Annotated in this window: 14 protein-coding genes; 8 read left to right on the plus strand and 6 right to left on the minus strand. The window is 64.0% G+C overall.

The window, feature by feature from the left end; translation table 11 throughout:
• Positions 1-3: 3 nt before the first annotated feature.
• The 4 genes from EB233_RS05730 (at position 4) to ppa (ending at position 2,908) form a co-directional block, all read left to right on the plus strand.
• Positions 4-870 carry a TPM domain-containing protein gene (locus tag EB233_RS05730; protein WP_064991116.1) on the plus strand — a complete coding sequence of 289 codons (867 nt, stop codon included), beginning with the start codon at positions 4-6 and terminating at the stop codon, positions 868-870.
• 4 nt (positions 871-874) lie between these two features.
• Positions 875-1,513: a TPM domain-containing protein gene (locus EB233_RS05735; protein WP_064991117.1), complete on the plus strand. Its 639-nt coding sequence runs from the start codon at positions 875-877 to the stop codon at positions 1,511-1,513.
• A gap of 152 nt (positions 1,514-1,665) precedes the next feature.
• Positions 1,666-2,172 carry a GNAT family N-acetyltransferase gene (locus EB233_RS05740; RefSeq protein ID WP_027053109.1) on the plus strand — a complete coding sequence of 169 codons (507 nt, stop codon included), beginning with the start codon at positions 1,666-1,668 and terminating at the stop codon, positions 2,170-2,172.
• Positions 2,173-2,374: 202 nt separating this feature from the next.
• On the plus strand, positions 2,375-2,908 hold the full coding sequence (ppa, locus tag EB233_RS05745; protein WP_027053108.1) for an inorganic diphosphatase: 534 nt from the start codon (positions 2,375-2,377) through the stop codon (positions 2,906-2,908).
• A 180-nt stretch (positions 2,909-3,088) separates the two neighbouring features.
• Here ppa and EB233_RS05750 read toward each other — a convergent pair whose 3' ends face one another.
• Both EB233_RS05750 and EB233_RS05755 read right to left on the minus strand, forming a co-directional pair.
• Positions 3,089-3,682, minus strand: a complete 594-nt coding sequence (locus EB233_RS05750) for a hypothetical protein (protein ID WP_064991255.1) — start codon at positions 3,680-3,682, stop codon at positions 3,089-3,091.
• A 44-nt stretch (positions 3,683-3,726) separates the two neighbouring features.
• Positions 3,727-4,344: a TetR/AcrR family transcriptional regulator gene (locus EB233_RS05755; protein ID WP_064991256.1), complete on the minus strand. Its 618-nt coding sequence runs from the start codon at positions 4,342-4,344 to the stop codon at positions 3,727-3,729.
• A 73-nt stretch (positions 4,345-4,417) separates the two neighbouring features.
• On the opposite strand from EB233_RS05755, the gene EB233_RS05760 reads away from it, so the two are divergent.
• Positions 4,418-5,701, plus strand: coding sequence for an MFS transporter (locus EB233_RS05760; protein WP_064991118.1), 1,284 nt, complete (start codon positions 4,418-4,420; stop codon positions 5,699-5,701).
• 182 nt (positions 5,702-5,883) lie between these two features.
• On the opposite strand, the gene EB233_RS05765 is transcribed toward EB233_RS05760, so the two are convergent.
• Positions 5,884-6,162, minus strand: a complete 279-nt coding sequence (locus tag EB233_RS05765) for a hypothetical protein (protein WP_244277758.1) — start codon at positions 6,160-6,162, stop codon at positions 5,884-5,886.
• Positions 6,163-6,358: 196 nt separating this feature from the next.
• Between EB233_RS05765 and typA the strand changes: the two genes are divergently transcribed.
• Entirely contained in the window at positions 6,359-8,188 is a 1,830-nt protein-coding gene (gene typA / locus EB233_RS05770) for a translational GTPase TypA (RefSeq protein ID WP_027053102.1), read from the plus strand.
• A gap of 61 nt (positions 8,189-8,249) precedes the next feature.
• Here the strand turns inward: typA and EB233_RS05775 are convergent, their stop codons facing one another.
• Positions 8,250-8,876 (minus strand): DUF1062 domain-containing protein, encoded by a 627-nt coding sequence (locus EB233_RS05775; RefSeq protein ID WP_064991121.1) that lies wholly within the window; start codon positions 8,874-8,876, stop codon positions 8,250-8,252.
• Positions 8,877-9,300: 424 nt separating this feature from the next.
• Here EB233_RS05775 and EB233_RS05780 point away from each other — a divergent pair, with 424 nt between their 5' ends.
• Positions 9,301-9,915 carry a LysE family translocator gene (locus EB233_RS05780; RefSeq protein WP_064991122.1) on the plus strand — a complete coding sequence of 205 codons (615 nt, stop codon included), beginning with the start codon at positions 9,301-9,303 and terminating at the stop codon, positions 9,913-9,915.
• Positions 9,916-9,924: 9 nt separating this feature from the next.
• Here the strand turns inward: EB233_RS05780 and EB233_RS05785 are convergent, their stop codons facing one another.
• Positions 9,925-10,251, minus strand: coding sequence for a YciI family protein (locus EB233_RS05785; RefSeq protein ID WP_027053099.1), 327 nt, complete (start codon positions 10,249-10,251; stop codon positions 9,925-9,927).
• Positions 10,252-10,385: 134 nt separating this feature from the next.
• Positions 10,386-10,949 carry a peroxidase-related enzyme gene (locus EB233_RS05790; protein WP_064991123.1) on the minus strand — a complete coding sequence of 188 codons (564 nt, stop codon included), beginning with the start codon at positions 10,947-10,949 and terminating at the stop codon, positions 10,386-10,388.
• 137 nt (positions 10,950-11,086) lie between these two features.
• Between EB233_RS05790 and EB233_RS05795 the strand changes: the two genes are divergently transcribed.
• On the plus strand, positions 11,087-15,877 hold the full coding sequence (locus EB233_RS05795; protein WP_064991124.1) for an NAD-glutamate dehydrogenase: 4,791 nt from the start codon (positions 11,087-11,089) through the stop codon (positions 15,875-15,877).
• Positions 15,878-15,912 lie beyond the last annotated feature (35 nt).

Below are 15,912 nucleotides of genomic sequence, written 5' to 3' on the forward strand. Positions count from 1 at the left end.
GTGATGACACCCACCATCAGCCTGCCGCAGCCTGGCCATTCCAATCCGGCCATCCGTGCTCTCACGGTCGTGCTGGCGCTGCTTTTGTCCTGTTTCGCTGGTTTTGCCGCCGACCTGCCGGCACTGACTGGCCGCGTCGTCGACAATGCCGGCATCATCGATGCCGGCACAAAGGCGGCGTTGACGCGGAAGCTGGCCGACTTCGAGACCAAGGGTTCCGACCAGATCGTCGTCGCCACCATTCCCAGCCTCGCTGGCGAGGAGATCGAACCCTACGCCAACCGGCTGTTCCGCTTCTGGAAGCTCGGCCAGGCCAAGGAGAACAATGGCGTGCTGCTGCTGGTCGCGCCGAACGACCGCAAGATGCGCATCGAGGTCGGCTATGGGCTGGAAGGCACGCTGACGGACCTGCACACCAAGCTGATCATCGAAAACGACATGGTGCCGGCTTTCCGCGCCGGTGATTTCTCCGGCGGCATATCCAAGGCCGTCGACGACATGATCATGGTGCTGGAGGGCAATCCCGAGGAGCTGGTAGCGCGCGGCAAGCGTAATCCCGCCGACAGCAGCACACCCATCGACCCGATCGTCGCGGTGTTCCTGATCCTGTGGGCGACGATGTTCTTCGGTGGCCTGGCGATGGCATTCCTGCCGCCGATGTTCGGCACCAAGCTGTCGCCTGGCGTGTATAGATGGCTGGGCATGACATTTCGCTACGGCCGTGGGCCAAGCGGATCGTCCTCGGGGTCCAGCGGCTGGACAACGGGCTCGTCGGGCGGCGGTTGGTCGTCCGGGTCAAGCAGCAGCGGCGGCGGATTTTCGGGCGGCGGCGGCTCGTCCGGTGGTGGCGGTTCTTCAGGAAGCTGGTGAGACAATGGCAACACGACCGATCAGCGCGCAGGATCATGAGCGCATCGCCGACGCGATCCGCGCCGCCGAGGCCAAAACCGATGGCGAGATCTACTGCGTCGTCGCGCATGCCAGCGACGGCTATTTCGCCCCCGCCGCCGTGATGGCGACGCTTGGCATGCTGGTCGTCAGCCTCGCCGTTGCCTATGGGTTGGAGGCCTGGTGGCTCACCATCCGGCTGCCGCATTTCGTCATCGCTCAATTGCTGGCGCTGGCATGCGTGCTGGCCTTGTTGTGGGCGGTGCCCGGCCTGCGCATCCATATGGTGCCACGGCGGCTGCGCTATCAGGCGGCGCACGCCAATGCGATCAAGCAGTTCCTCGCCCGCAACGTTCACCGCACCGCCGCGCGCACCGGCGTGCTGGTCTTCGTCTCGATCGCAGAACGCTATGCCGAGGTGGTCGCCGATTCGGGTATCGACGCCAAGGTCGGCCAGCATGTCTGGGACGGCGTGGTGCGCGATCTCACGGCGCACGCCGGCGACGACCGGCTCGCCGACGGTTTCGTCAAGGCGATCGAGCAGGTGGGGGCGGTGCTGGCCGAGCATTTCCCGGTCACGGCGGGCGACGCCAACGAGCTTGACGACCATCTGGTCGAAATCTGAAAGCCTTCGGGTAGCACCACTTTACTCATCCGGCCTGTTTCCGGACGGGCTTTTGCCCCCTGCCGGCAATGTCAGGCCCGGCTGTGAGAAAGCGGTATGCGGGCCGCCCGGACTCTTGCAATCGGCCGATGCGGGCTTATGGTTAACAAATCATGAATACGCTGACGATCGACATCCGGAAAGCCGACCCGCGCGATGCAGGCGCCATCGCCGAAGTGCACCTGGAAGCCTGGCGCGGCGCCTATTCCGGCATCATTCCGCACCGCACACTGACATCGATGATCAACCGGCGCGGCGCCGACTGGTGGGCGAACGCGATTCGCCGCGCCGCGACGGTTCTGGTCGTGGAAATCGGCGGCACCATCGCCGGCTATGCGACGATCGGCAAGAACCGCGCCCGGGAGCTCAAGCAGCAAGGCGAGATCTACGAATTGTATCTGCGTCCCGAATATCAGGGCATCGGTCTCGGCCGGCGCCTGTTTTCGGCAGCCAAAGCGCGTCTTGCCGACCACGGCTTGAAAGGCATGGTGGTGTGGGCACTGGAAGACAACCAGAATGCGCTGGCCTTCTATGCCGGCGCCGGCGGTCGCGATGTCGCCGAGGGTGTCGAGATCTTCGAACAAAAAGCGCTGAAGAAGGTCGCCTTCGTCTGGGAATGACCGACGGGGACTGATCGCCGAGAGCAAAGCCGGCATGTCCGAGCATATCCCCGTGAAATCACGACGCTGAAACATCCTGTGCCGATGATTGAACGCGTCTGCTACCATCGGGTCTCGACTGACGCCGTTGAATGCGATTCGCCGCATTGCACCATTCCGCGCCGCCCGCTATCTCCTCCCCAACCGAGAGAGGGACAAAGCCATGCGCATCGAAGCCATCGCCACCGGAAAGAATCCGCCTGAGGACATCAACGTCATCATCGAAGTGCCGATCGGCGGCGAGCCGATCAAGTACGAGATGGACAAGGAGGCCGGCACGCTGTTCGTCGACCGCTTCCTGCACACCTCGATGCGTTATCCCGGCAATTACGGCTTCGTGCCGCACACGCTGTCGGGGGACGGCGATCCGATCGACGTGCTGGTCTGCAACACGCGCGCGCTGGTGCCGGGCTGCGTCATCAATGTCAGGCCGATCGGCGTGCTGATCATGGAAGACAATGCCGGCCAGGACGAGAAGATCATTGCCGTGCCGTCGCCCAAGCTGACGCTGCGCTACGAAAACGTCACCGAATACACGCATCTGCCCGAGATCACGCGCCAGCAGGTGCAACACTTCTTCGAGCACTACAAGGATCTCGAACCCGGCAAATGGGTCAAGATCGAAGGCTGGCACGATTCCAAATATGCCAAGAAGATGATCGTCGACGCGATCGCGCGGGCGAAGGCAGCCAAGTAGGCGCCGCGCCTGTGCGTGCCCTTGACCTCGCTGGCGAAGGGCACGGCGGAAGGGAATTCCGCACCGTTGCGGCAAAGTTGAGATCGCGGCATGGATCCCTGGGTCTGCGCCGCGTCGCTTCGCTCCTTGCTCCGCCCAAGGATGACGAATTACGGGCGTTCCAGCGAACGGCCAACGTTGTCAGTTATCCACCCGCCCAAAAGCCGGCACGTCGCCGATGACGGTGTGCCGGTCCTTGCCGCAGGCGAAGGTGCGCGCCTTCTCGTCGGCGAGTTTTCGCGCCTGGTCGTTTGCCTGTGGATTGCCGGTCGCCAGCACGAGGCCGACGGTACAGCTGTCGCGGCCGTCCACCTGGCCGACCTTGGCGACGAGCAGCACGTCCGTCGACTTGGTCCCGTCCTCGCCATCACTGATCGTGCGGCGGTGGATGACCGCGAAGGGCACGGCCTTGTCGCCTGTGGTTTCGATGCGCCATTCGACCTTGGCTCCCGACGAATTGAAACCGGAGAAACTTTCCCAGGCCGACGTCATGTCGCCGCCCGGCGGAAAACCGTAGAACAGCGATTCGCGGGCATCGTCATAGGCGATCAGCACGGGATAGCCGCGATAGCCGGAGCAGGCGAGATCGGCCCAGTCGCCTTCCCCTTCTCCAGCTTGCGCGTAGGTTACGCAGTCCTTCTTCCAGTCGAGGTCGGTGTAGGCGCTGGAAATGTCGCCGGCATGGGCCGCTTGGCAGAGACCGGCGAAGGCAAGCGGGATCAGAACGGCACGCATGACTGACACCTCCGGTTCGGGCCGGGGCAGCGTACCGCCAATCGCTATTTCTTCAAGCTCGCTTCGATCAGCAGGTCGGCGTTGCGGGCGACCGACTGCGCCGGCCCGCCGAGGCCGAATAGCTGGCCGCTGATATAGGCCCCTTCGATCAGAAGCAGCAGTCCATCGCCAAGCGTGTCGGCATCCTGCGCACCCATGGCGGCGGCCATGGCGCGCAGCCGGCAGCGCAGTTCCTGCTTGTTGGCTTCGCTGACCACACGGGCCGGATGGCTGCGATCGGGATACTCGACGGCCGCGTTGGTCATGCCGCAGCCACGATATTCCGCCACTTGCGTGCGCTTGCCGATGCGGGTCAGGAAAGCCTTGATCTGCGCTCGCGGGTCGCCGGGATGGGCTTCGACCGCTTCGTCGAAACGCTCCCAGTATTCAAGATCGTACTGCCTGAGATAGGAGGCCGCGAGCTCATCCTTGGAGGGGAAGCTGCGGTAGAGGCTGGGCTTGGTGACACCGGCGCGCCTGACGATCTCGTCGACACCGATCGCGCGGATGCCGCGCCGGTAGAACAGGTCGTAGGCGACGTCGAGGATCTTCTTGGCGGCCTTGGGTGGTGCCGACGCATGATCGTCGCTGATGGCAAGTTCAATATTTTTGTCGGCTGGCATCATGCGGCTCGATTGACAATGTTACCGATCGGTACGTATACACGATCCTGTCTGCAACGTACCGGTCAGTAACATGATAATTCAATCCCGTCCGTTTGGCCAGCGCTACGCTTTCGTGGTGGTCGGCGTCATCTTCCTCTGCCTGCTGGTCGCGGCCGGGCTTCGCTCCGCACCCTCGGTGATGATGCTGCCGCTCGAAAACAGCTTCGGCTGGCGGCGCGACGTGATCTCGCTGGCCGCGGGCGTCGGCATCCTGCTCTACGGTCTGACCGGTCCGTTCGCCGCCGCGCTGATGGAGAAGATCGGGTTGCGCCGCACGCTGCTTGCCTCGCTGGTGATCATGTCAGGCTCGACCGCGCTCAGCCTGCTGATGACCAAGCCATGGCATCTCTTCATCACCTGGGGCGTCTTCTCCGGCATCGGCTCCGGCGCCGTCGCTAGCGTGCTTGGCGCCACCATCGTCAATCGCTGGTTCAAGACCAATCGCGGTCTGGTCATGGGGCTGATGTCGGCCTCCAGTGCGTCAGGCATGCTGGTGTTCCTGCCGCTGATCGCCGCCTTGGCGCAGTCCGGTGGCTGGCAGCCGGTTGTCATCGCGGTCGCTGTCGCGACGGCGGCCATGATACCGCTGGTCTGGCTGCTGGTGCCGGAGCGTCCGGCCTCGATCGGCATGGTGCGTTTTGGCGCCGAGGCCGACGACGTGCCGCCGGTATCGCCGGCATCGCAAGGCAATTTCCTGGCGCATACGCTCAACACGCTGCGCCGCGCCGCCGGCACCCGGGTGTTCTGGTACCTGTTCGCCACCTTCTTCGTCTGCGGCTTCACCACCAACGGGCTGGTCGGCACCCATCTCATCGCCTTCTGCGGCGACATGGGCATCGGCGAGGTGCAGGCCGCCGGCCTGTTGTCGATGATGGGCATTTTCGACCTCATCGGCACGACGCTGTCGGGCTGGCTCACCGACCGCTTCGATCCGCGCAAGTTGCTCGGCGTCTACTATGCGGTGCGTGGCCTGTCGCTGATCTACCTGCCCTATTCCGGTTTCTCGGCAACCAGCCTGATCATCTTCGCCGTGCTCTACGGCCTCGACTGGATCGCTACCGTGCCGCCGACGCTCAGGCTTGCCAACGAGGCGTTCGGCGACCGCAGCGGCCCGATCGTGTTCGGCTGGATAGTCGCCGGGCATCAGGTTGGCGCCGCCACGGCAGCGGCCTTCGGCGGCACCATGCGCGAGCTGCAGGGCAATTACGAACTGGCGTTCCTGATCGCCGGCATGACCGCGATTGCCGCAGCCTGTATCTCGCTGCTGATCAACACCAGCAAGCCGGCGTTCGATCCGGAACCGCAGCCAGCTTGAGGTGTGAGCTCTGTAATCTCCCCCCTCGAGGGGGAGATGTCGCCGAAGGCGACAGAGGGGGTCCTCGCGCGTGAAGCGCTGGCGTCCGGCGCCTGCGATAATGAGTTGAGCCCGGTCGAACCGACCCCCTCTGGCCTGCCGGCCATCTCCCCCTCGAGGAGGGAGATTAGCAGCTTCGCCCTCTAATCCGGGTAGCAAACCATCGGAATGTTCGGCCACACGGCGCTGTCGCAGTTGGCGGCGGCCTGGCGCTGCTTGAAGGCGGCGCTGACCGGGCCGGTGACCACGGGATCGACTCCATCGGGCGCGTCGGCGAAGATCTGTTCGGCCGGTGCATTGGACGGCAGCGCCGGGCGCGTCTCTTTCAGTGTCGCGGCCGACTGCGCGGCGTTGGCCGCCAGCAGCATGGCAAAGGCCACGGAGGCGATGAGGGGCCAAAATCGGTTGAGTTTGTCGGTCATGATGGTCGAACTGCCCGGGCCTGAAAAGGTTCCCGCCTTGGTTAACGAAATCATTTCGCACGCAGATGCTTAAGATTTGATGAGTATTTGGTGTCGCGCTTCCCCTTTCGCAACTGCGAAAAACCCTGTATGAGCCGCGCAACCGAAAGAGGCAGCGCCTTTGGCCTGCTGCCTGCAACGCTTCCGAGACCAGAACATGAAACTCCGTAATATCGCGATCATCGCGCACGTCGACCATGGAAAGACCACCCTAGTCGACCAGCTTTTGAAGCAGTCCGGCTCGTTCCGCGACAACCAGCGCGTCGCCGAGCGCGCCATGGATTCCAACGACCTCGAAAAGGAACGCGGCATCACCATCCTGGCCAAGGCGACCTCGGTCGACTGGAAGGATACGCGCATCAACATCGTCGATACCCCCGGCCACGCCGATTTCGGCGGTGAAGTCGAGCGCATCCTGTCGATGGTGGATTCGGCCATCGTGCTGGTAGATGCCGCCGAAGGCCCGATGCCGCAGACCAAGTTCGTCGTCGGCAAGGCGCTCAAGGTCGGCCTGAAGCCGATCGTCGTCATCAACAAGATCGACCGGCCGGACGCCAGGCATGTCGAGGTGGTCAACGAGGTGTTCGACCTGTTCGCCGCGCTCGACGCAACCGACGAGCAGCTCGATTTCCCGATCCTCTACGGTTCGGGCCGTGACGGCTGGGTTTCGGAAAATCCGGAAGGCCCGAAGGACCAGCAGCTGGCGCCACTGTTCGACCTCATCGTCAGGCATGTGCCGGCGCCGACGGTTCATCCTGGCCCGTTCCGCATGATCGGCACCATCCTGGAAGCCAACCCCTTCCTCGGCCGCATCATCACCGGCCGTATCGAATCCGGCACGCTGAAGGCCAACCAGGCGGTCAAGGTGCTGCACCATGACGGCACCCAGATCGAAACCGGCCGCATCTCGAAGATCCTGGCTTTCCGTGGCCTCGAGCGCCAGCCGATCGAGGAGGCCCAGGCGGGCGACATCGTCGCCATCGCCGGGCTGTCGAAGGGTACCGTCGCCGACACGTTCTGCGACCTGGCGGTGACCGAGGCGCTGCATGCGCAGCCGATCGATCCGCCGACCGTGACCATGTCGTTCCTTGTCAATGACAGCCCGCTCGCCGGCACCGAAGGCGACAAGGTGACCAGCCGCGTCATCCGCGACCGCCTGCTGCGCGAGGCCGAAGGCAATGTCGCGCTGAAGATCGAGGAATCGCCGGACAAGGATTCCTTCTTCGTCTCCGGCCGTGGCGAATTGCAGCTCGCCGTGCTGATCGAGACGATGCGCCGCGAAGGCTTCGAAATCGCCGTGTCGCGTCCGCGCGTCGTTATGCAGAAGGGCGAGAACGGCGAATTGCTCGAACCGGTCGAGGAAGTCGTCATCGACGTCGACGAGGAGCATGCCGGCGTCGTCGTGCAGAAAATGTCGGAGCGCAAGGCCGAGATGGTCGAACTGCGCCCATCCGGCGGCAACCGCCAGCGCATCGTTTTCCATGCGCCGACGCGCGGCCTGATCGGCTACCAGTCGGAGCTTCTGACCGATACGCGCGGCACCGCCGTGATGAACCGGCTGTTCCATGCCTACGAGCCCTACAAGGGCGAACTGCCGGGCCGCACCAATGGCGTGCTGATCTCCAACGAGCAGGGCGAATCGGTCGCCTACGCCATGTGGAACCTGGAAGACCGCGGCCCGATGGTCATCGACCCGGGCGTCAAGGTCTATCAGGGCATGATCATCGGCATCCATAGCCGTGACAACGACCTCGAAGTGAACGTGCTGAAGGGCAAGAAGCTGACCAACATCCGCGCCGCCGGCAAGGACGAGGCGGTCAAGCTCACCCCGCCGATCCGCATGACGCTGGAACGCGCGCTTGCCTGGATCCAGGACGACGAGCTGGTCGAGGTGACGCCGAAGACCATCCGTCTGCGCAAGCTCTATCTCGATCCGAACGAGCGCAAGCGTTTCGAGAAGTCGGCCAAGGCGGTCGGCGCGGCGTAATTTTCTTACTTCCGACTGTGCATGAGAGGGGCGGAGCATTGGTGCTTCGCCCCTCCCTCGTTCAGCCGCCAGCCGCGCGGATGATGGCTTCCCGATCCGGCTCGCCGGCCAGGTCGATCCGGATCGTCACTCCCTGACGGGCCGGCTTGCGCAAGGCTTTGGCGCCGTCCGGATCGACGGCCAGCAGGCGCCGTTCCTCCAGTGCCTGAAGCCGCGAGCGCGAAATGCCGAGTTCGCCGGCGAGCAGGCGATCGAGCCGGAGCGATGTCGGCATGTCCAGCCCAAGCTGGAGTTCCAGGGCAGTCGCGGTTTGCCTGGCGCCGCCGACCAACCGCTTGCGCACGGCGACATCGGCAAACGCCTCGACACGCCCCACCTGGTTGCGCAAGGCGACGATGTCGAAGGCATGGCGCCGGGCAAGTGCCGGGTCGTTGCTTTCGAGGGCCTGCAGCAGCGCGGGTTCGATGTCGCGGCGATTGCAGCGCTCGAAAATGCCGAAATTCCAGGAATTGTCGCAGTCGACGCAGCGATAGATCAACCAGACGTCGATACGCTTGCCGTTGGCGTTGACGCGGAATTTTCCGCTGCTGCGATAGGCCTTCACGCCGCTACAGCGGTTGCAGTTGATCAGCGGTTGGGGTGCGGTTGCAGGCGTGATCGTCCAGTGGATAAGCAGAGTCGAAAACATGCCGATAAAGCCTTCCCGTCGGGAAGTTCATCAGGTCGGCAATGTCGAGATGCCCATGCGGGCGCGGCGTGGCGGTAGGCTGCGGAGATGGTAAAGTCAGGTGTCGCCGGCGGAAAGCGCGCGACAGCGGTTCAGCAGTGCCAAACCGGTCTCGAACCGCCGCCCAGAGAACACATGAACATGGAACAGGCACCACGGATGCGGCGCCATGCGAGTGTGTCGGGGGAGTTGACGAGACCGGCGGTTACTGAGGCAAAATGAAGCTCGAAATTGTTTCGCGGCGGGTCTTCTAGCGGCCTTCAAGAGACTTCGCAACCAGGCATTGGGACGTCAGCGCCAATGGTCCGTGCAGGGGTTGCCTTTGCCAGAGCCACGGCTGTCGAGTATTTGTAATCTATCGAGCCCTGACGCAGAGATCCTCGCCATGCATCTCACCTCGCTGCTGATTTTCGCTGCCGCCTTGTTCGTTGCCGCCGGTTCGCCCGGTCCATCGATCGCGGCACTGGTGGCGCGCGTCATCGCCAAGGGCTTTCGCGACGTGTTTCCGTTCCTGCTCGCCATGTGGATCGGCGAAGGCATCTGGCTGTCGCTGGCGGTGTTCGGGCTGGCCGTGGTGGCGCAGACCTTCCACTTTGCGTTTGTCGTGGTGAAGTGGGTGGGCGTCGCGTATCTCGCTTACCTTGCCTGGAAGATGTGGACGGCGCCGGTCGATGCCAAAGAGGGCGAGATGCCGCGCGAGGATTCCCCGGCGAAACTGTTCTTCGCCGGCATGGCGGTGACGCTCGGCAACCCCAAGATCATGATGTTCTACCTGGCGCTGCTGCCGACAATCATCGACCTCGCTTCGGTGAGCATCGTCGGCTGGGTCGAGCTGACGGCGACCATGGCGGTGGTGCTGATCGCCATCGATCTCGCCTGGGTGCTCGCCGCCTCGCAGGCGCGCAAGCTGTTGAAGAGCAAGCGCGCCATGAAGATCGCCAACCGCATCAGCGCCACGACGATGGCCGGTGCCGCGGCCGCGATCGCGGCACGGTCCTGAGGCGAGGCGTCAGCCCATCATGTTGATGATAGGCGCTATCTCGACATTGCAGTTCGGCATGGCCAGCATCGGGCAGCCCTTGGCCTTCTCGGCGGCATCGTCGATATCCCTCGCCTCGATGATCGAGTAGCCGCCGGTCGGGTTGCTGCCGCCATTGTTCTCTATCTTGCCACCAGGCATTACGGTCTTCGACATGCCGACCGGATTGCCTGGGTCGACAACGGCCGAACCGAGCTTTCCAAACCAGCCTGTCCAGGCGTCGGTCATCGCCTTACGCTCGGCGTCGCTCGTCGGCATCTTGCCGGAGCCGTGATAGACGTAGAGAAACTTCGCCATGTTCTCCTCCCTTGATGAGCGGCATCGAACCGGCACGCGGTCATGCCGCCTGCCGATCATCGGACCAAACCGGCAAACAAGCAATTAGAATGAGCAATGTCTAATATTAGGCGCGGTTGGCCTCCTGCCGTGCCTCACCGCGCCATGGCGTGGTATTCGTCGTTCGGCCGCATGTCGATCGCGGCGGCCACCCGGTTCGACATGTTGAAGAACGCGGCCGTCGAGGCGATGTCCCATATGTCGCGATCGGTGAAGCCGGCCTGGCGCAGCGCAGCCCGATCGGCTTCGACGATTTTCGCCGGCGTCTCGGTCAGCTTGACTGCGAATTCGAGCATAGAGGTCTGCCTTGCCGAAAGATCGGCGGCGCGGAAATTCATCACCATCATTTCGCCGAGCGCCGGGTCACCGGACAGCTGGCGCACCGCCGCACCATGCGCGGTCAGGCAATAGTAGCAATGGTTGATCGAGGAGACCACGACCGCGATCATCTCGCGCTCCAGCTTCGACAGGCCCGACTCGCCCAGCATCAAATCATTGTACATGTCGGTGAAGGCGCGCAGCTTCTTGTCGTCGAAGGCATAGGCCTTGAGCACGTTGGGAACCAGGCCGAGCTTTTCCTGGCATTTGGCGAAATAGGCTTTCGTCGCCTCGCTCAGCTCCCCTGAAGCCAGATCAAGCGCCGATATTTTGCCGGTCATGGGTCATTTTTCTCCTGTTGGATGATGGCGAGCCGCCGAATTCGGATAATTCTTGGCAAGCCGTCAAACCTTTGTCGCCAAACAGCGGTCATCTGCTACGATAGTCGTAAAAGCATTCGACGGGAGGGAATAGCGTCATGGCCAGCGTGAAATCCGCAGCGAAGCCGAACAAAAAATCCACATCGGCGGCCAAGACCGAGGAAAGGCCAGCCCGGCTCGCCGATTACCTGCTCGCGCGCGCGCCGGCCGAAGACATCGCCGCCTATGACGCGGCCGACCTCGAACGCGCCGCCGACCTCGCAGGCCAGGCGGTTGCCGGCCACAAGAAGGGCGCATGCGTCGTCGCCGTCGAGGCCGATTCGGGCGTCGTTCGCGAAGGCCGACCGGTGACGGTCATCACCGTCGTCAACGACAACATGCCGTTCCTGTTCGATTCCATCCTCGGCGAGATCACCGAGACATCAGGCGAACCGACGCTCGTCACCCATCCGGTCATCACCGTTCGCCACGGCAAGCGCGGGGTCGAGGAAATCCTCGGCGACGGCAATTTCGCCAAGGACGATGGAAATCACGACCGGCTGAGCGTCATTCACGTCCATATACCGCGGCTGACGGCGGAGGCGGCAAACGGCTTGACCGAACGGTTGCGCAAGATGCTCGGCCAGGTGCATGCCGCCGTCAACGACTGGCGGCCGATGCTGGCCCGGCTCGACCAGGCGATCTCGGAATTCCGCTATTCGGCGGTGCCGCTCGACAAGAAGAGCGTCGCCGAGGCGATCGCCTTCCTGGAATGGCTGCGCGACGACAATTTCACCTTCCTCGGCATGCGCGAGTTCAAATACACCGGTGGCGAGGAAAGCGGCAATCTGGAGCGCGCCGACAAGCCCGGCCTCGGCATCCTCAGTGATCCCGACGTGCTGGTGCTGCGGCGCGGCACCGAAGCGGTGACGACGACACCCGAAATCCGCGCCTTCCTGCATGGGCCGGAGCCGCTGATCGTCACCAAGGCCAATGCCAAGTCGTCCGTACACCGGCGCATCTATCTCGACTACATCGGCATCAAGACCTACACCGCCAAGGGCGCGCTTTCGGGTGAACTGCGCATCGTCGGCCTGTTCACCTCGACCGCCTACACGCGCTCGGTGATGAAGATCCCGTATTTGCGGTCCAAGGCCGAAACCATCATCGCCAAGTCCGGTTTTGACCGGCACGACCATTCCGGCAAGGCGCTGATCAACGTGCTGGAAAGCTATCCGCGCGACGAATTGTTCCAGGTGCCGGTGCCGATCCTGAGGAAGCATGCCGCAGCCATTCTCGGCCTCATCGAGCGGCCGCGGGTGCGGGCGCTGGTGCGCGCCGACCAGTTCGACCGCTTCGTCTCGATCCTCGTCTTCGTGCCGCGCGACCGCTACGATAGCGTCGTGCGCGAGAAGATCGGCGCCTATCTGAAAACCGTGTTCGAAGGCCGGCTGTCGGCCTATTACCCGGCCTTCCCCGAAGGCGGGCTGGCGCGCGTGCATTTCATCATCGGCCGCTCCGGCGGCAAGACGCCGAAGATCGAGCCGGCGACGATCGAGGCGGCGATCCGCGACATCGTACGGACCTGGGAAGACGCGCTTTCCGACGCGGCGGATGCCGATGGCGGCGACCAGGCATTGAAGGCCATCGCCGCGCGGCTGCCGGAAAGCTACCGCGACTCGTTCAGCGCGGCGGTGGCGCTGGTCGATGCCGGACGCATCGCCAAGATCAGTGCCGATAATCCGATCGCCATCGACTATTACCGTCATGCCGAGCAGAAGCCGCATCAGGCGGCGCTGAAAATCTATCATCATGGCACCCCGGTGGCGCTGTCGCGGCGGGTGCCGGTGCTTGAAAACATCGGCTTCCGGGTCATCAGCGAGCGCACCTTCGAGGTCGGCGACGACGCGACCGGCATGGTCTTCATTCACGACATGGAGTTGGAGAACAGCTACGGCAAGCCGATCGATCTCGCCGATGGCGGTGCGCTGTTTGAGGATGCGTTCCTGTCGGTGTGGCGCGGCGACGTCGACAATGACGGCTATAACGGCCTCGCGCAGACCGCCGGCCTGTGGTCCGGCGAAATCACCATCCTGCGTGCCTATGGCCGCTATCTGCAGCAGGTCGGCATTCCGCAAAGCCAGGATTTCATCGCTGCGGCACTGAACCGTTATCCCGAGATCGCGCGCGGCCTGCATGACCTGTTCATCGCCCGGCTTGGACCGACGGCCGAGGGCGAAGGCGTGGTGGCGGCAAAGCATCTCAAGGCAAAGATCAAGGATGCGCTGGAGGATGTGCCCAACATCGACGACGACACCATCATCCGCCGCTACCTCAATCTGATCGAAGCCTCGCTGCGCACCAATCATTTCGTTGCCGATACGAAGCAGAAGGGCCAGTCGCTGGCGATCAAGCTGGAATCCCACGCTGTCGAGGGACTGCCGGCGCCACGGCCGTGGCGCGAGATTTTCGTCTACGGCTCAGAGGTCGAAGGCCTGCATTTGCGCTTCGGCCCGGTGGCGCGTGGCGGCCTGCGCTGGTCGGACCGCGCCCAGGACTATCGCACCGAGGTGCTCGGCCTGGTCAAGGCGCAACAGGTCAAGAACGCTGTCATCGTGCCGGTCGGCGCCAAGGGCGGCTTCTTCCCCAAGCGCCTGCCGGCCGGCGGCAGCCGCGACGCGATCTTCGAGGCCGGCACCTCGGCCTACAAGAACTTCGTCTCCAGCCTGCTGTCGATCACCGACAATATCGGGCTGGACGGTGTCATCCCGCCTGCCGGCGTCATCAGGCGCGACCAGGATGATCCCTATTTCGTCGTCGCCGCCGACAAGGGCACGGCGACCTTCTCCGACACCGCCAACGCCATCTCCGAGAAGCATGGCTTCTGGCTCGACGACGCCTTCGCCAGCGGCGGCTCGGCCGGCTATGACCACAAGAAGATGGGCATCACCGCCAAGGGCGCCTGGGAAGCGGTCAAACGGCATTTCCGCGAGATCAACCGCGACATCCAGACCTCGCCCTTCACCGTCGTCGGTGTCGGCGACATGTCGGGCGACGTGTTCGGCAACGGCATGCTGCTATCGCCGAAGACCAGGCTGATCGCCGCCTTCGACCATCGCGACATCTTCATCGATCCAGATCCGGACATGGCGGCCTCGATGGCGGAGCGCGAGCGCATGTTCGCCCTCGCCCGTTCGAGCTGGCAGGACTACGACAAGTCGAAGCTGTCGGAAGGCGGCGTCATCGTCTCGCGCAGCCAGAAGTCGATCACACTGCCGGCGGCGGCGGCGGCGGCGATCGGCCTCGGCAAGACCACTGCAACGCCCGTCGAGATCATGACCGCCATCCTCAAGGCGCCGGTCGACCTTCTGTGGTTCGGCGGTATCGGCACGTATCTGAGGGCGTCCGCCGAAACCAATGCCGAGGTCGGAGACCGCGCCAATGACGCCATCCGCATCACCGCGCTCGACGTGCGCGCCAAGGTGATCGGCGAGGGCGCCAATCTCGGCGTCACGCAGCGGGCACGCATCGAGTTCGGCATGAATGGCGGCCGCTGCAACTCCGACGCCATCGACAATTCGGGCGGCGTCAACTGCTCCGACGTCGAGGTCAACATCAAGATCGCGCTGGCATCGGCGATGCGCAAGGGATCGCTGACGCGCCCGGCCCGCAACAAACTGCTGGCCGAGATGACCGCCGAGGTCGGCGCTCTGGTGCTGTCCAACAACTACCAGCAGACGCTGGCGCTTTCGATCGCCCGCAAGCGCGGCCTTGCCGACATCGCGCACCAGGCCCGCTTCATGTCGGCCCTCGAAGCGCGCGGCCTGCTCGACCGCGTCGTCGAAACACTGCCGTCGCCGGCGGCGCTTGCCGAGCGCGAGGCGCGCGGCGAGCCACTGACCAGGGCTGAACTCGGCGTGCTGCTCGCCTATGCCAAGATCGTGCTGTTTTCCGACATCGTCGCCAGCGACGTGCCTGATGACGCGCATTTCGACCGCGACCTGATGGGCTATTTCCCCGACCGGATGGCGAAGAAATACGGCTCGGAAATCCATGGCCACAGGCTGCGCCGCGAGATCATCGCCCGCGTCGTCGCCAACGACCTGGTCAACCGCGGTGGCCCGTCCTTCGTCAACCGGCTGCAGGAAGCCACCGGGCGCACCGCCGCCGATGTGGTGCGCACCTTCGCCGTGGTGCGTGACGGCTTTGCCCTGCCGGCGCACTATCGCGAGATCGACGCGCTCGACAACCAGATCGACGGCCAGGTGCAGCTCGATCTCTACCAGATGGTGAGCCGGCTGATCTACGTGACCAGCGGCTGGTATCTCAAGAACGATACCGGGACGGCGCCGCTCAGCCAGCGCATTGCCGAGCTGCAGGAAGCGCGCAAGGCGCTGGAGCCGAAGCTGGTTTCGCTGCTGCCGGCCTTTTCGCGCGAGCGGATCGAGGAGAAGCGGCACGGGCTGTTCAAGGCTGGTGCGCCGGAAAAGCTGGCCGAGCAGCTGGCGCTGAGCGAGGTGGCCGAACTCATTCCCGACATCGCGCTGACCGCGCGGATGGCAAATGCCGACATCGTCGCGGCTGCACGAGCATTCTTTGCGGTGAGCGATGCCTTCCGCATTCCTCGCGTCGAGGATGCGGCCCGTTCGATCACGCCTTCGGACTATTATGACCAGCTCGCTCTGTCGCGCGCCACCGACACGATCGGCGCGGCGCGGCGCGGCATCGCGGTCGCCGCGCTCACTGGCCATGCCAAGGCAGCCGATCCGGTGACGGCCTGGCTGGAGGCCGGCGGCGAGCGCGTGGCGCGCATCCGAGAGCGGCTGCAGGCGCTGACCGAGGGCGGCGACATCACCGTGTCGCGGCTGTCGGTGGCATCGGGGCTGATGAGCGATCTGACGGGAATGTGAGCCATTTCGGCTTTGCGATGGTCACCACACGCATT

This window comes from Mesorhizobium erdmanii (assembly GCF_013170725.1).
Lineage (GTDB): Bacteria > Pseudomonadota > Alphaproteobacteria > Rhizobiales > Rhizobiaceae > Mesorhizobium > Mesorhizobium erdmanii.

What these genes read in the sequence shown, in the direction of transcription:
- EB233_RS05730 (WP_064991116.1), top strand. Translation starts at nt 4, where the DNA reads ATGACACCCACCATCAGCCTGCCGCAGCCTGGCCATTCCAATCCGGCC.
- EB233_RS05735 (WP_064991117.1), top strand. Translation starts at nt 875, where the DNA reads ATGGCAACACGACCGATCAGCGCGCAGGATCATGAGCGCATCGCCGAC.
- EB233_RS05740 (WP_027053109.1), top strand. Translation starts at nt 1,666, where the DNA reads ATGAATACGCTGACGATCGACATCCGGAAAGCCGACCCGCGCGATGCA.
- ppa (WP_027053108.1), top strand. Translation starts at nt 2,375, where the DNA reads ATGCGCATCGAAGCCATCGCCACCGGAAAGAATCCGCCTGAGGACATC.
- EB233_RS05750 (WP_064991255.1), bottom strand. Translation starts at nt 3,682, where the DNA reads ATGCGTGCCGTTCTGATCCCGCTTGCCTTCGCCGGTCTCTGCCAAGCG.
- EB233_RS05755 (WP_064991256.1), bottom strand. Translation starts at nt 4,344, where the DNA reads ATGCCAGCCGACAAAAATATTGAACTTGCCATCAGCGACGATCATGCG.
- EB233_RS05760 (WP_064991118.1), top strand. Translation starts at nt 4,418, where the DNA reads ATGATAATTCAATCCCGTCCGTTTGGCCAGCGCTACGCTTTCGTGGTG.
- EB233_RS05765 (WP_244277758.1), bottom strand. Translation starts at nt 6,162, where the DNA reads ATGACCGACAAACTCAACCGATTTTGGCCCCTCATCGCCTCCGTGGCC.
- typA (WP_027053102.1), top strand. Translation starts at nt 6,359, where the DNA reads ATGAAACTCCGTAATATCGCGATCATCGCGCACGTCGACCATGGAAAG.
- EB233_RS05775 (WP_064991121.1), bottom strand. Translation starts at nt 8,876, where the DNA reads ATGTTTTCGACTCTGCTTATCCACTGGACGATCACGCCTGCAACCGCA.
- EB233_RS05780 (WP_064991122.1), top strand. Translation starts at nt 9,301, where the DNA reads ATGCATCTCACCTCGCTGCTGATTTTCGCTGCCGCCTTGTTCGTTGCC.
- EB233_RS05785 (WP_027053099.1), bottom strand. Translation starts at nt 10,251, where the DNA reads ATGGCGAAGTTTCTCTACGTCTATCACGGCTCCGGCAAGATGCCGACG.
- EB233_RS05790 (WP_064991123.1), bottom strand. Translation starts at nt 10,949, where the DNA reads ATGACCGGCAAAATATCGGCGCTTGATCTGGCTTCAGGGGAGCTGAGC.
- EB233_RS05795 (WP_064991124.1), top strand. Translation starts at nt 11,087, where the DNA reads ATGGCCAGCGTGAAATCCGCAGCGAAGCCGAACAAAAAATCCACATCG.